The sequence below is a fragment of the Aquabacter sp. genome, assembly GCF_965279295.1.
Lineage (GTDB): Bacteria > Pseudomonadota > Alphaproteobacteria > Rhizobiales > Xanthobacteraceae > Aquabacter.
The window spans coordinates 1-14900 of the sequence record NZ_CBDIHQ010000009.1; the positions used below are offsets into that span (position 1 = coordinate 1).

11 protein-coding genes and 1 pseudogene are annotated in these 14900 nt (G+C 64.1%); 3 read left to right on the plus strand and 9 right to left on the minus strand.

Annotation, left to right across the window (positions count from 1 at the left end; translation table 11 throughout):
* Positions 1–184: 184 nt before the first annotated feature.
* The 4 genes and pseudogenes from ADADO0_RS03090 to ADADO0_RS03105 form a co-directional block, all read right to left on the minus strand.
* Entirely contained in the window at positions 185–670 is a 486-nt protein-coding gene (locus ADADO0_RS03090; protein WP_511303625.1) for a DMT family transporter, read from the minus strand.
* A gap of 96 nt (positions 671–766) precedes the next feature.
* Complete coding sequence (locus ADADO0_RS03095; RefSeq protein ID WP_511303626.1) at positions 767–1342, minus strand: disulfide bond formation protein B; 576 nt, start codon at positions 1340–1342, stop codon at positions 767–769.
* A gap of 10 nt (positions 1343–1352) precedes the next feature.
* Complete coding sequence (locus ADADO0_RS03100) at positions 1353–1508, minus strand: DUF5993 family protein (RefSeq protein WP_511303627.1); 156 nt, start codon at positions 1506–1508, stop codon at positions 1353–1355.
* A 166-nt stretch (positions 1509–1674) separates the two neighbouring features.
* Positions 1675–2465: pseudogene (locus ADADO0_RS03105) on the minus strand (SDR family NAD(P)-dependent oxidoreductase).
* A 103-nt stretch (positions 2466–2568) separates the two neighbouring features.
* Here ADADO0_RS03105 and ADADO0_RS03110 point away from each other — a divergent pair.
* On the plus strand, positions 2569–3111 hold the full coding sequence (locus tag ADADO0_RS03110; protein ID WP_511303628.1) for a TetR/AcrR family transcriptional regulator: 543 nt from the start codon (positions 2569–2571) through the stop codon (positions 3109–3111).
* 246 nt (positions 3112–3357) lie between these two features.
* Here ADADO0_RS03110 and ADADO0_RS03115 read toward each other — a convergent pair whose 3' ends face one another.
* Positions 3358–3825 carry a Ros/MucR family transcriptional regulator gene (locus tag ADADO0_RS03115; RefSeq protein WP_511303629.1) on the minus strand — a complete coding sequence of 156 codons (468 nt, stop codon included), beginning with the start codon at positions 3823–3825 and terminating at the stop codon, positions 3358–3360.
* Positions 3826–4031: 206 nt separating this feature from the next.
* Here ADADO0_RS03115 and ADADO0_RS03120 point away from each other — a divergent pair, with 206 nt between their 5' ends.
* Together ADADO0_RS03120 and ADADO0_RS03125 are read left to right on the plus strand one after the other, a co-directional pair.
* A complete protein-coding gene (locus ADADO0_RS03120) occupies positions 4032–4433 on the plus strand; it encodes a GFA family protein (protein WP_511303630.1) in 402 nt (133 codons plus the stop codon).
* 368 nt (positions 4434–4801) lie between these two features.
* Positions 4802–10927, plus strand: coding sequence for an autotransporter outer membrane beta-barrel domain-containing protein (locus tag ADADO0_RS03125; protein ID WP_511303631.1), 6126 nt, complete (start codon positions 4802–4804; stop codon positions 10925–10927).
* 36 nt (positions 10928–10963) lie between these two features.
* On the opposite strand, the gene greA is transcribed toward ADADO0_RS03125, so the two are convergent.
* The 4 genes from greA to ADADO0_RS03145 all read right to left on the minus strand — a co-directional run bounded on the left by greA (position 10964) and on the right by ADADO0_RS03145 (position 14641).
* Positions 10964–11440: a transcription elongation factor GreA gene (greA, locus tag ADADO0_RS03130; protein ID WP_511303632.1), complete on the minus strand. Its 477-nt coding sequence runs from the start codon at positions 11438–11440 to the stop codon at positions 10964–10966.
* A 97-nt stretch (positions 11441–11537) separates the two neighbouring features.
* Entirely contained in the window at positions 11538–12272 is a 735-nt protein-coding gene (locus tag ADADO0_RS03135) for an extensin-like domain-containing protein (RefSeq protein ID WP_511303633.1), read from the minus strand.
* Between the two features lie 167 nt (positions 12273–12439).
* Positions 12440–13483 (minus strand): L,D-transpeptidase family protein, encoded by a 1044-nt coding sequence (locus tag ADADO0_RS03140; protein WP_511303634.1) that lies wholly within the window; start codon positions 13481–13483, stop codon positions 12440–12442.
* An 87-nt stretch (positions 13484–13570) separates the two neighbouring features.
* Positions 13571–14641 carry a patatin-like phospholipase family protein gene (locus ADADO0_RS03145; protein ID WP_511303635.1) on the minus strand — a complete coding sequence of 357 codons (1071 nt, stop codon included), beginning with the start codon at positions 14639–14641 and terminating at the stop codon, positions 13571–13573.
* Positions 14642–14900 lie beyond the last annotated feature (259 nt).

Here is a 14900-nt window from a genome sequence, read left to right on the forward strand (position 1 = left end):
CCGGCGTGAGGGCTAACCCCTGCCGGGCTTCCAGTATCGCGGGCGGAACCAGCAGCACCGCTCCCAGGCCCATGATCATCGCAAGAAACGACAAGGCGCCCAGCGCGGGGCGTATGCGCAGGATCGCGGCATAGAAGGAGTAAATCACCAGCCCGGCAAGCATCCAAGGTCGCCGATGTTCGGCTTAAAGTGCAGCAGAATATCGAGATCGCCTCCGCTGACGATGACCAGCACGCCCAGCAGCGAGATGAAGATGCCGATGGTCTGGCCGCGCGAGAGCCTGTCGCGAAACAGGACGAGGGCTCCACAGCGCGATCAGCAAAGGCGAGATCGACTGCACCAGAAGCCCATTGAGCGCCAAGGTATATTGCAGTCCGTAATAGCTCATGGCGTTGAAGCTGGCGATGCCGGCGGCCCCTAGAACCAATAGGAGCGGCAGGTTGCGCGCGATCACCCGCCGGTCGGCGACGATCTGGCGCCAGGCAAACGGCAGGATGATGAGGGTGGCGAGAAACCAGCGCAGGCAGGCGAGGGTCAGCGGCGGGATATGTCCGGCCACGAAACGGCCGAGCACGATGTTGCTCGCCCACAGCAATGCGGTGCAGCTCAGAAGAATATAGGGGGCGTCGTACAGGCGCCGGCCGATGCGGGCGAGCGAAGCAAAGGGCATGAAAATTCCTGACGTCCCCTGCGGTTTAGCCGCCAGAGGGACGTCAGGAAAGTCAAAGTTTTACACCCTTCCATCAGCATCGCTGATAGGTCGGTCTCATTTTCCGAGCAGGCCCTTCAGCGCGCCGTCCTGTAACAGCATGTAGGAGGTAGGTTCGTCCGGGCAGAGCCCGCCGGCGCATTCCAGGACCGTCGAGACGCCATTGGACAGCGCCAGGATGGACGCGATGACGAGGCTGGCTATGGCAAGGGCGGAAAGCGCGGAGAGCGGCACACGCCGGTCCTCGAACTGCTTGTCGAACATCAGCATCACCGCGCTGCCGAGGATGATCAGCGTGAAGATGACGACCGCCCAGACATAGAAGTGCATGCCAAGCAGGGCGGCTCCGAAGGTGCCGGTTCCGGGCGTGATGTGCAGAAGTGTCTGGCGCACCGAGATCGACCCGCCGACCAGCGCCGCCAGGATCACCATGGCATAATGGCTCGGGCGCGGGCCGAACTTGACGTTGAGGGCAAGTCCGATGCCGGCCGCGACAAAGCCGACGCGCTGCAGCAGACACAGCGGGCAGGGCAATTCGCCAAACACCAACTGGTCGAAGAAGGCCACCGCGAGGATCGCGGAAAGGCCGAGTAGCCCGAGGGCATTTAGTGTGCGGGAAAGTTCAGGAGACATGGCTCGCCCCTCACAATGTAATGGCGAGAGGATCGGTGGCGTGCAGCTTGAACAGCACGAGCAGCACCACCATCGACAGGGCGAACAGGACAATGGACGCGGTGCGTTTTCCCGCCATCACCAGCGCAAAGGCAAAAAACAAACCGAAAAACGGCACGCTCATCATTGGCAATCCCCCTCCGCGCTTGTGCGCGATTCCGTCGGGGAGCCTAGAGCAGGCGCCAATCCGGCCGCAATGCGGTCGGATTGGAAAAGCTTCCCTTAGCTTAATTTTGGCGCGTTAACGGCCGGTCTCGCCTCGTTTGGCGCTTAAGCTCAAGGTATGGGCGGGCTTACGCCGCCCGGCGATATCGCGCCGCGGCATGGGACTGGAGGAAATTGGGCAACATAGCCTGGCGGGCGGCATCCAGGGCGTCCCACTGCGCGGCGTCCGGCAGGGGCGGGATGGTGATCGGTTCCCTCAGGTCGAAGCCGGCGAGCGCTGCATCCACCAGTTCGTCCACTTCCATCACACCCGGCAGCGTGTTCACGTCCTTGCCCGACTTCTCCCAGATATCGGTGCGGGTGGCAGCGGGAAGAACCGCCTGGACGTAGACGCCCTTGGGGCCCAGTTCGAGCTGCAGTCCCTGGCTAAGGTATAGAACGAAAGCTTTCGTGGCGCCGTAGACCGTGAGGCCGAGTTCGGGGGCAAGGCCGACCACGGAGGCAATATTGATGATCGCGCCGGTGCCGGCAGCGGCAAAGCGCGGCGCCACGGCGCTGGTCAAGCGGGCGAGGGCGGGTGGTGTTGAGGGCGATCAGCTTGCCGACATCATCCGGGCTCTGCTCGATGAACGTGCCCGCCGCGCTTGCGCCGGCATTTGTTGACGAGGATGCCGATGCTGGCGTCCGTCCGTACCTTGTCTTCCACCTTGGCAAGGTCGGACAGGCTGGTGAGGTCGGCCTGGATGATCTCGACGGCGACCCCGGCTTCCGCGCGCAGGCGCTCTGCGAGAACTTCCATGCGGGCGCGGTCACGCGCCACCAGAATGAGATCATGACCGCGCTTGGCAAAGCGGTCGGCATAGACGGCGCCGATGCCGGTGGAGGCGCCGGTAATCAGGACTTTGGGCTTCGAGGCCATGTACGTGATCCTTCAAGGGAAATGGTTTTTGATGATGACCATCATATAAGTTTATTGATGATGATTGTCATGTATAATGTCAAGCGTGCGTATGGAGGCCCCGATGAAGGTCAGTCGTGAGCAGGTGGTAGAAAACCGCCGCAGGATTCTGGATGCCGCCGGCCGCTTGTTCAAAGCCCAGGGGTTCGAGGCCGTGACCGTCGCGCAGGTGATGAAGGCCGCTGGCCTCACCCATGGCGGTTTTTATGGCCATTTCAAATCCAAGGAGGATCTGGTCGCACAGACCATTTCGCATGTCCTGAACGCGGGCGCGCCCAAGCAGAAAGATCTGTCGGGCTATGCCGCCTTCTATCTTTCGTCCGCGCACCGGGACGATGTCGCGGGAGGATGTCCGGTCGCGAGCCTGGCGACGGAGACGGTGCGCCAAAATACGCAAACCCGCACGGCCATGACCGAGGGTCTTAAGCGCCAGATCGCGACTTTGAGCAAAGGTGCGCCGGGCGAGAGCGAAGCTGAAAAGCGCCGGGCGGCCATTCGCGGCTGGGCCGCCATGGTGGGCGCCTTGGTTCTGGCGCGCATGAGTAACGATCCCGCTCTTTCCGACGAAGTGCTTGCAGCGGCGCAGAGCTGGATCGAGGAGGTCTGATATCGAATATATTGAGCGCTTGGTGCGAGGTGACCGGCTCGGGGGCACGCGGTCGAAGCACTTTTGGCACTGTGTGCGGGCTGCTGTGTGGGCGTGGTGTTGCTGGCGGGGCAGACTTGCGTGCCGCTTGCAACCCTCAGTAACGCGCCGCTTAAGACATCACGTCTGATAAAATACGTCTAAAACGTCAAATTCTTTCCGCTCTGGGAAAGAACCGGCGACCCCTGGGGGCCGCCGGCATCGGTCTCAGGAGACCTTCTTACGCTTCGCAACGGCCTTGACCGGAGCGGCAACGACCGCGTTCCGGCGCTGTTGGCCGAGGCCCATCTGCTTTGCCAGTTCCGAGCGCGCCGCCGCATAGTTCGGGGCAACCATCGGATAGTCGGCGGGCAGGCCCCACTTGGCGCGATATTCCTCGGGGGACAAGTTGTAAGTGGTCCGAAGGTGGCGCTTCAGCGACTTGAACTTCTTTCCGTCGTCCAGGCAAATGATGAAGTCAGGGGTCACCGACTTCTTCACCGACACGGCCGGGGTCTGCGGTTCGGGAACAACGATGACGCCCTTGGAAAGGCCGGTCAGAGCGGCGTGCACGTCGCTGATCAGCGCCGGCAGCTCGGCGGGAGACAAGGTGTTGTTCATCACGAATGCAGAGACGATCTCCGCTGAAAGCTCCAGGAACACGGAGTCATCGGGCGCCTTAGTTTCGTCTGTCAAATCTCTCTCCTGCTGCTTGAGTGCTTGTTGTTTACCCCCAAAGGAGAAATGCGCAACCTCGAAGTGAATATTTTTATCTAATAAGCCCAGAAATGTATCTCAAAACCCGGAAGAAGCGCCCCGTACCTGCACCAGAACGCAAGCTTTATGGGAAAAGAGAGGCATGAACGTCATCCGTGTGCCTGCGCACGAAAAAGGAGGCAGAGATGAAGATCGACGGACAGTGTCATTGCGGCGCGATTGCTTTTGAGGCGGAAGTGGAGCCTGATTCGGTCAGCATATGTCATTGTACAGATTGTCAGACCATCTCCGGCTCGCCGTTTCGGGCGACCGTGCGTGCTCCTGCAGACAGATTTCGCCTTTTGAGGGGCACGCCCACGCAATATTTGAAGACCGCCGAGAGCGGGAACAAGCGGCTTCATACTTTCTGCGGAGCGTGCGGTACGCCAATCTATGCTTGTGCCCCAGAAAGCCCGGATAATTATGGATTGCGGGTCGGCACCATTTCCCAGCGTGCGCAATTCTTGCCTCGCCGTCAGGCTTGGTACAGATCGGCTCTGCCCTGGCTTGCGCTGATCCCCGAAGCTCCGGCCAGCGATAAAGCCTGAATGCACGGCAGGCTGGGTCGCCAACAGCATTATCGGTGAAGGACCGCCGCGCGTTATTGTCGCGCGGCGCCGGGGGCTAGGGTGTCGGCGGTTGTGGACCTCTGAAACGCTCCGGGTTCAGAAAACAACATGGCTTGTGCATGCCAAGTCTTAAATCATCGATTTTCGGAGGTATTTTAATAATGCGAAAGCACAAGCTCGGCTGTTTCCATCCAAATTAATATCCGGCTCGAAACCGAGGTCGTATTGAAATGAACTATTGGCGAAGTTGTCGGGCTGTCGCGCCTCCATTATAGGAAGGGAATATACTTTAGGGGTTTTTTGTGGGAATTATTGCTTCCTGCCGGTCCAAGGCATTTTTCGGCCGCTTGCGTCTTGTCTCCAGTACCGGCGTGGCGGGCATCCTGATCGCGGCTTCGGCCGGCTTTCCGGTCGCGCGCGCGGCGGACGAAAGTGTGACGCGACGGGTCGAGACCGGGGCACGCGGCGCAAACGGCAGGATTGTGGTTTTCGGGCATAACGTGCCCGGCGAGCGCGGCGGCGACGGGCCGGCCCTCACCATCTCCAACATCTATTCGACCACGCGTGCCACCGGGACTGCCGTGACGATCGGTTCGGTGGGCGGTAACGGCGGTGAAGGCAACGAACTCCTCGGCTTCAACACGTCTGCCGGTTTCGGTGGGAACGGCGGGGCGGTGAGTGTTGATCAGAAGGGTGTGCTCGCCGGCACCGGACCGCAGACGCAGGGCAACGCCTTGCTTTCGGTCTATTCCCAGGGCGGTGCGGGCGGCGGCGCGCTGCACGGTTTCGGCGGTGGCGGCAACGCCGGAAATGTCGACCTGAAGGTCAGCACGAGCATCACCACGTCAGGCGCGCTTTTTGCCGGCGTATGGGCGCGCTCAGCCGGCGGCAATGCCGGGCGCGGCGGTGTCACCCAGGGCCTTGTTGCAAGCAACGCTGGTGGAAATGCCGGCAACGTGAAGGTCACGATCGCGCGCAACGGTTCGGTCGCCACCAACGGCAAGAATGCCCCCGCCGTGATCGTTGAATCGTTGGGCGGGCACGGCGGCAATCGTGGCAACGGCTATCTCTCGGACAATTGGGCCTCGCGGGGCGGCAATGCCGGCGAAGTCACCTTTGAGAACTTCGGCTCGGTGTCCGCGATCGGCGAGAATTCATCGGCCATCCTTGTTCAGAGCGTCGGCGGCAGCGGCGGCGACCAGGGCAGTTCCGGTGGTGATCCCGGCGGTCCGGGCGGCAATGCGGGTAAGGTCTCAGCCATTCAGTGGAGCAAGGTCGTCACCAGCGGCGCGTACAATTTCGGCATTCTCGCGCAGTCGCTCGGCGGAAGCGGCGGTGCCGGCGGGGCCTCTGATTTCTTCTCCGGCGGCGATGGCGGCGCGGCGGGCGCGGGCAGCACGGTCTCCGTGGCGAATTACGGCACGATCACCACCAGCGGCAAGGGCTCGACCGCCATCGTCGCGCAAAGCGTTGGTGGGGGTAATGCCGCGAATGCGTTCAGCCTCGGGCCCGTACCGCAGCCTGCCGGCGGCGGAAACGGTGGTAGCTCCGGCATATTCTTCGGCAGCGGCGGCACCGGCGGCACCGGCGGGGACGGCAACAAGGTCTCCGTCACCAACGGCGGCCATATCATCACGACCGGCGAAGCCGCATTCGGCATTCTCGCCCAGAGCGTCGGCGGCGGCGGCGGCTCGGGCGGAAAGGCGGTCACGTTTGGTCCGTTGCTCGGCTTCGCCCTGGGCGGGCGCGGCGGCGGCGGCGGAAACGGCGGGGATGTGGAAGTTCTGCCGCCTTCTGCCTTCGTCGCCTATCCCGAGTTCCTCACCGGCAGTTCGGACATCACCACCAGTGGCAACGGCGCGACGGGCATCGTCGCGCTGAGCATCGGCGGGTCGGGCGGCATCGGCGGCACCGCAACGGCGCGCAGCGCAACGCCGGTGCTGGCGATCGCGGTGGCGATCGGCGGCGCTGGCGGGCAGGGGGGCTCTGGCGGAAAGGTCACCGTCGCTAATTCCTCGGCCATCACCACGGCGGGCATCCAGGCGTTCGGCATCGATGCCAAGAGCATCGGCGGCGGCGGCGGCAATGCCGGCAATGCGAGCGCCTATGCCCTCTCGCTTCCCGCTCCTGGCGTTCCCAGCATATCCGTGACTTATGCCGCCGGCGGCACCGGCGGAAAGGGCGGCAACGGCGGGGTGGTCAACGTCAGCAACAGTTCCGAAATCCGCACCACAGGCGCCGAGGGCAAGGGCATCCAGGCCATGAGCGTCGGCGGCGGCGGGGGCAGCGGCGGCGCTGCTTCCTCCATGTCCGACATGCTGAGCTTTTATCTCAACGTCGGGGTGACCATCGCAGTCGGGGGAACCGGCGGCGAGGGTGGCAACGGCGCGGCGGTCATCGTCTCCAACAGCGGTATCATCGAGACCTTCGGCAGCTTCTCCCCGGCGATCAGCGCGCAAAGCATCGGCGGCGGCGGGGGCAGCGGCGGCACCGCGAATGCGGTGGCCAATGCCGGCCTGTCGTGGAACGACAAGTTGAACACGGTCGCCACCACCGCACTGCCCATCGCGAATTCATTCACCGCCCGTCGGACCGTGGGCGGCAGCGGGGCGGTCGCCGGAAACGGCGATGCAGTGACCATCACCAACACCGGCTCGCTGATCTCCTGGGGCGCCAATTCGCCTGTCGTGTTCGCCCAGTCGATCGGTGGCGGCGGCGGGGACTCGGGCGGCTATCTCGCCAGCGGCAAGGGCAATTTCAGCGTCAACAGTTCGGTGGGTGGTCTGGGCGGGGGCGGCGGCAATGGCGGCGCCGTCACTGTCACCAACTCCAGCAACAGCATCATCGAGACCCACGGCGTCGGCTCCATCGGCATCCTCGCGCAGAGCGTGGGCGGGGGCGGCGGCATCGGCGGCATGTGGGCCGGCTCTCAGAAAAGCCCGGCGAGTGCCAGCCAGACGGACATCGGCAAGACCGTGATTCAGTTCGCCGATGAACTGATCAAGATCGACAAGGTCTTCTCCGAATTCCTTGGCTCCAAGGAAAAGAACGCCCTCAAGCAATATTCTCTGCTAGATAAGAACAGTGATTTCCAGAAGAAGCTCGGCATGGCGTCCGATGTTCTGAAGATCGTCAAAATCCTCGCGGACGGTAACAAGAGTATCGCCGCGCGCATCGCGGAGGCCGGGGGTACGGTGATCGCGGGCGTCTTGCTGGACGCGTTCAAGGATGGCGTAAAGAACATCTACAAGGAGTTCTCCTCCTCCGCCGGCGTGAACCTGCCGAGCATCTCGCTGGAGCAGTCGGTCGGCGGATCCGGCGGCAAGGGCGGCGCGGGCGGCGACGTGACCGTTCTCAATGACGGCACCATCCTCACCTATGAGACCGGCAGCTGGGCGGTATTCGCGCAGTCGATCGGCGGCGGCGGCGGGTTCGGCGGCGCGGCGGCGGCCACCGGCAACAACAAGATGAACATCAGCGCGACCGTCGGCGGCAGTGGATCGGACGGCGGCAAGGGCGGCGACGTCAAGGTCACGAACAATGGCATGATTGCTAGCCTTGGCGGCGGCGCGTTCGGCATTCTCGCGCAGTCGATCGGCGGGGGCGGCGGCACCGGCGGTGCGGCGTCCAGCGCCAACACCATTTCGCTTGCTGTGACCTCGCGGGTCGGTGGAAACGCGGGCAAGAGTTCGGACGGTGGCAAGGTCACCATCATCAATTCCGGCACCATCTCGACTTTGGGCAAGGAAGCGCACGCCATCGTCGCGCAGAGCGTCGGCGGCGGCGGCGGCCTCGCCTATGTCAGCCGCTACGATCCGAGCGACCCCGCCAATCTCGCGAACTCTGCGGAAGAGTATGCGGGGGTCAAGACCTCCTACGACCTGATGAAGGATTTCGGGCTCAACGTGGGCGGTGGCACCTCCGACACCTCAAGCACCCTGTTGCCGATCCCGAGCCTTCTGCTGTCCATCGGCGGCGATGGCATGCGGGATTCCGGCGGTAGCGGCGGGGCGGGCGGCAGTGGCGCCGAAGTGTCGGTCACGCACAGCGGCACCATCAGCACCGCCGGCATCGGAGCGTTCGGCATTTTCGCCCAGAGCATTGGCGGCGGCGGCGGTTTCGGGGCCGATGTCAGCAACGGCACCAGCGAACTGGCGATCAAGGGCACTGAAGGCGGCGTGGGCCTGCTCGGCGGCAGCGGCGGTGTCGGCGGCAATGGCGGTCATGTCATCATCACCCTCGGCGACGAGGCGTCGATCTCGACCACCGGCATGGGCGCCAATGCCATCTTCGCGCAATCCATCGGCGGCGGCGGCGGGTATGGCGGCGTCGGCACGTTCACCGTCACCGGCCTGCCCAAGGATCAGGTGATCAAGGACAGTGCGGCAAGCGGCAATGGCGGCTTGATCGAAGTGAAGATGGGTGCGGCCGGCGACGAGATGGACATCCTCACCACCGGCGCGCGCGCAAACGGCATCTTCGCCCAGAGCATCGGCGGCGGAGGCGGCACGGTGTTCGACCTCGCGGGCAACGGCATTCCATTGACCAGCGACGCCAAGGGCCGGACGGGCGCGGCCGGGGTGGGCGGTGCCATCACCATCGACACCGTCGGCCAGATACTGGCGCAGGGCGCCGGCTCCTATGCGATCTTCGCGCAAAGCGGGGTGCAGAAGACCGATGGGACGCTCGATGCCAGCAGGCTCGGCGGCAACATCAATATCACGCACCAGGGTGACCTGTTGGGCGGCAGCGGCGCAACCGCGGCGGCGATCCGCATCGACGGCGGCAATGCCAACCGCATCGATATTCTTTCGGGCTCCTCGGTCAGCGCGGCGTCGAATGTCGCCATCCTGGGCTCGTTCGGCACCGAGAGCGTCTATAATTCCGGGACCATCGAGGGGGCCATCGACCTGGTCAGTGGTCGCACCAACGAGGCGAACTATTTCTATAACCTCGCGGGCGGCACCTATCGCTCCCATCGCACCATCGATCTCGGGACCGGCGGCCTGTTCCGGAACGAGGGCACCTTCCATATCGGCGACGACGATTCGATCGCGCGGGTGATCGTCAACGGCAATTTCCAGCAGACCAGCACCGGCAAGCTCATGGTCGACGTGTCCAGCAGCGTCGCCGCGCATGAAGCGACCAGCGACCGGCTGGATGTGAACGGCAACCTCACGCTGGCGGGCCAGATCAAGGCCAATGTGATCGAGGGGCTGAAGCCGCAGGCGTTCCAGGTGGCAATCGCGACCGGGACGATCGATCTAAGCGCGCTGGCTTCGTCGGCTTCCAATGGAAGCCCCTTCAACTGGTCGGTCTATCGCGACGGCAATTCGGTCTTCGTCAAGCCGACCGCCAATTTCGCAACCCCGGCCGGCTTCACGGCCACCGGCAGCGAGCAGAACGTCATGCGCCGCCTCCAGGACATCTGGGGCGCGGGCAATCTCTCAGCCGAAGCCACCTCGTTCTTCGGCTATCTCGCGGGCGCCAATTCCGCCTCGGAATATATCGAGGCCATCGACAGCCTCGCGCCCGAGGAAACCGCCAGCACCGCCACCCAGCAGACGCTAGACGCGCAAAAGTCCATGCACGCCTCCCTGAGCTGCCCGGTGTTCGAGGGTTCGGGCACCCTGATGCAGGAATCGGACTGCGCATGGGCGAGGATCATCGGCAACTGGACCCAGCAGACCACCTCGGCAGCGGCGTCTGGCTTCAACCAAAGCGCCATCACCTATCGCGTCGGCGTTCAGAAGGAGATCATCTCCGACTGGTTCCTCGGGGCGACGGCAGGCTTCACGCAGTCCTGGCTCAACGACGCCAGCGGCTATTCGAGCACGCAGGGCAATGGCGCGGACGCGGCGGTCTCCCTGAAGCACCAGATCGGGCCATGGCTGTTCGCCGTCTCGGGCCATCTCGGCTTCGGCAGCTATGATTACAACCGGATCATGGATTTCGGGTCATCCGTCTATCTCTCGAGTGGCACCTCGAACGTCCTCACGGCGGCCGGTCGGTTCCGGGCAAGCTATGAGTTCGCCTTCCCGCAATGGTACGTAAAACCCTACGTCGACCTCGACGTTCTCTACACCTACCTGCCGGGCTATGAGGAGGATGGCAGCACCCTCTCGCTCAATTTCGCCACCGCCCAGCAATGGAATTTCGCGGTCACGCCGACCGTCGAGTTCGGCGGGCGCTTCGACCTCTCACCGGACCTGTGGCTGCGCCCCTACGCCTCCGTCGGTGTCAGCTTCTACCAGAAGGACAGCATGGCGATTGGCGTGAGCCTGAACGATGCCACGGGCACCGTTGGCGATTTCACGACCGAGGTCAGCATTCCCTCCACCCTGGTGCGCTTGGGAGCCGGTGCGCAGCTGTTCAGCAGTCAGGGCTACGAAATCCGGGCGGAATACAAGGCTGACATTGGCGACAACTACCTGTCTCAGGAGTTAAGCGCCCGGTTCGCGGTGCCGTTCTAAGCTGATCTCCGACGTGGCTTGCGATGCCGGAGGCCTTTAGTTTATCTCGACGATTTCAACCTCGCGGCCGGCCACCATCGCTTCTTCCCCAACAGCCTTGCCCAGGACGGCGCTCGCAAGCGGGGAGACATAGGACACCGAGCCTTGCGCCGGGTCGGCCTCGTCCTCGCCGACGATACGGAAGATCTGGCGGCGCCCGTCGGAGCGGTCGAGGGTCACGGTGGTGCCGAACTGAACGGTCTGGGGATCGGCGGGGCTCTCGATCAATTGGGCATTGGCGCGGCGGGCGCCGTAATAGCGCAGATCCCGCGTGGCACGCGCCATGGCGGTTCGGTCGGCCTGCACGTCGCCGGTCTGCGCCGCTCCATAAGCCGTGCGAGCGTCGGCCAAGGCGGCATCGAGCGCCGCCAGCCCTTGGACCGTCACAAGATTGGGATGCGGCGAGATCGGCCGGTCCGGCAGGTCGGCGGCGGTCGCTTCGAGGTCGTTCTCGCGCGTGAAGGCGACGGACATGGGGCAGGAAATCCGAATGATCTGTGTTTGAAGGCAGGAGTATCCCGCATCGGTGTGACGAAACCGGGACTTGGCAGATGTTACCGGTTTTGCGCCCTCATTCCACGTTCCACTGGCACATGCGAAACCCGCCGCGCCGCTGGCGCATATCCAGGTGCACATGGTCCGCGTGGGAACTGTCGGCCCCCGGACCGAGCACGGTGAGAAAACGCGCGCAGGTGCTTTTCTGAATTTCCGCACGGATTTCGGCCGTGGCGGCATCGGCATGCGCGAGGCTGATCAGCCGCCCGTCCGCCAGCTTGATGCCGAGAAGGTCGAAGGCGTTGCCGCTGGCGTGCTCGCTGATCGGCGCGTCGGACTGGCCATTGCGCATGCGGCAGGAATATCCGCCCACGCCTGTCACGCCTGTCACCGCGGTACCGTGGCGCTTGGCGATGGCGGTGAGGTCATCGCGGATCCATGACGCAAGCTCCAGCGCCATGGTGCACCGGACGGTCACAGCGGTTTCCAAGGCAACGGTCGGCCCGTCAGGGACACGGACGCGGGAGAGCGACACTGGACCTGGAATGCTGCACGCGGCCATGGGCTCTGCCTGCCCGTCCGTCTGTTTTTGCGGCGTCGCCTCTCCGCCGCGCGCCTCCAAGTCTGCGAGGCAGGCGGTGAAGGTGGCCTCGTCGAGCGGCGGCGGTGGCGCCGCAGGTGGGTTCGGGGATGGGGTGGCAGCCTGGGGAGGCCCCGCGATCTCCGGGGGGCGGGGCAGGGGAAGCGGCGGTGCCGTGATGCGCGGCGCTGTTGCCCCTGCGACGCGTGGTTTCGGCTGCGGAATGGGCACGAGCCTGCCCGCTTTCGGCTTTGCAGTTTGCGGCTTGGCAGCTTGTGGCTTGGCGGGCGGTATGTTGGCGGGCGGCCTCTGCGCGAGCGCCGCGTGCGGAAGACCGACGCAAAGTCCCGCCATCATCAGCCAGGCGATCGAGGTCAAAGCGGGGCGTTGTGGGCGCCTCATATGCCGGTCTTTTCCACGAAGCGCATGCGTACGCCCGGCTTCAGCATCGACGCCAAGTCCTCCGCGTCCCAATTCGTCAGGCGGACGCAGCCATGCGAGGAGGTCTTGCTGACCTGCGAGGGCTCGGGCGTGCCGTGGATGCCGAAGGTCGGCTTCGACAAGCCGATCCAGATCGTGCCGACCGGATTGTTGGGGCCGGCGGCGAGAACCAGCTTCTTCTTGTTTTGCCCCTGCTGAAAGTTCTTCTCGGGGTCGTAATGATAGGTCGGATTGCGGGCGATGCGGGTCACCGTATAGTCGCCTTCCGGCGAAGCGATCTCGGTGCTGCCGATGGTTGCGGGATAGCTCGCTAGGATCGTGTCGCCCGCGCCATAGACCACCAGCATGCCGGTGCTCTTGTCGGCTTCGAGCCGGCTTACCGGGGTTTCCGGGGCTTTGTGCGGCACCGAGGCGACGAATATCCGGTCGCCGGTCTTGCGGTATTTTTCGCGGGGATTGAGCGCGTTGAGCAGCCCCTCGCTCATGTGGAAGCGTTCCGCGAACATCTCCTGCGCGTCTTTGTAGGACAGGCGCTTCATGGCGGCCTGCTTGGCGTAGTCGCGCGGGATATTTCGGGAGAATGGGGCGGAGATGTCTGCCTTGGTCAGGATGTATTCCGTGACGATGTCGCCCGCCGCCGGACCGCCGAGCGCCACCCAGGTGGCCTCGTCCATCTTGTCGCCGTCGCCGAGATTGTTCTGTCGGCGGAATTGGGCAATGGCTTTGTGATAGTTCTCGCCGTCCACGCCGTCGATCTCGCCGGGCGAGATGCTGCGACGGGCGAGCAGGACCTGGACTTTGACGATGACAGGGTCGAGCTTCTTCGTATCCTTCTTATTTCGATCCGCCTTGGCGCTCTTCTTCGTGTCCTTCTTGACATCTTGCTTGATGTCTTGGGCGTAGGTCGCCTTGTTCACGTCGTCGGCGGTGAGCGCCAGGACCGGCCCGGTGATGCACAAGAAGATCGCGAGCGACCAGGCAGAGAGGCGCGAGTTATACATCGGAGTTCAGTCCAGCTAAGCGGGACGGAAACAACCGATGTCACGACTTGTTCCTGCCCCGCTTGCGCAGGCGGGGCAGGTGCACGCTCAGGCGCCCCAGAATGCCCGCATCTGCTCGGCATCTGCGAGGCCGCGCTCGTGTCCGTTCTTGAGACAAGGCTCGATCCATTTGGGGTCCATGATGCTGTCGACGAAGGTCACGCCGGGCAGCAGGCCAACCACCTTGAGTACGGTATTCGTGCCCTGGCTTTCCAAGGTCTTCACCTCGTCCTGAAGCGTGTTCGGCAGGCCGGAGGTGCGCAGGCCGACCTTTACTGCATCCGCGCCGCCATCGGACAGCGAGATGATCAGGGCGCGCGCGACGCCGGACACCACGTCGCTGTGGGTGCTGGTCTGGCAGATGCCGCCGTCCATGCACAACCGGTCCTTAAGCCAGGTCGGCCCCATCGATCCCGGCAGCGAAGAACTGGCCGCGCAGGCTTCGTTGATGTGGATGTCCGACTGGCTGGAAACCACGAGCCTTTCGCCGGTGTAGCAGTCGTTGGCGGTGGTGTACATTTTGGGCGAGGGCCATTTCTCCCCGCCGATCAGATGCTTGACCGTGGTCGGATAAGTGTCCGCCCCCGCCGGATTTCGCGCGGCCATGGCGGCCCGGCCGATCTGCTGGATGGTCGCGGGAACGGCGGAGGTCGCGGTGTTGGCGATGGCCCGCGCGCGCAACTGGCTCGCGTTGGGCGCTATGGCGGGAATGAGTTCGGCGAACAGCCTGGGAAACCGCCCGAGGATGTCCAACTCGGTGGAGAGACGCCACAGGTGTCCGCCCATCAGCGAGGCGCCCATCACCGAGCCGGCCGAGGTGCCGACCGTGATATCGGCGCTGGCGAGATCCACGCCCTTCTGTTTCAGGCCATAGAAATAGCCCGCCATCCAGGATGCGAGATAGGCGCCGCCGCCGCCGAGAACGAGGCCTCGCTGCTTGCCGGTTCCAAGACGGGGCTGATAGGGGATTGCGTGGGCAAGCCCATCGTCCCAGCCGGCTGCCGCGGGCGCTGCGGCAGGGGCCGGTGTGCCGGCGCTTGGCGTTCCCTGTGCCATCGCCGCCGCGTTCGTGAGCAATGTGGCCGCACCCACAGCCAGCAGATCGCGTCGCCCAAGCATGGTTCATCTCCCTCGGCAAACCTGTGCCGGCACCCTGCGCCTTCTCTCGAGGCGAGGCCGGCACCTCCCGTATGCACGCACAGTTTTAGTGTGGTTCGGTTGGCCGGCAAACACCGATAATCTACCCGGTTCGGCCGACGCGACGATGCGCCCAGGGGAGAGCATTCTGGTTCGCTGGTCGGCAAAAGATGGCCGAAAGAGCGTGCGAATCACCGGTCCCGTCGTTGTGGATTGTCGGAGCGCCAATCGTCGCGTGATT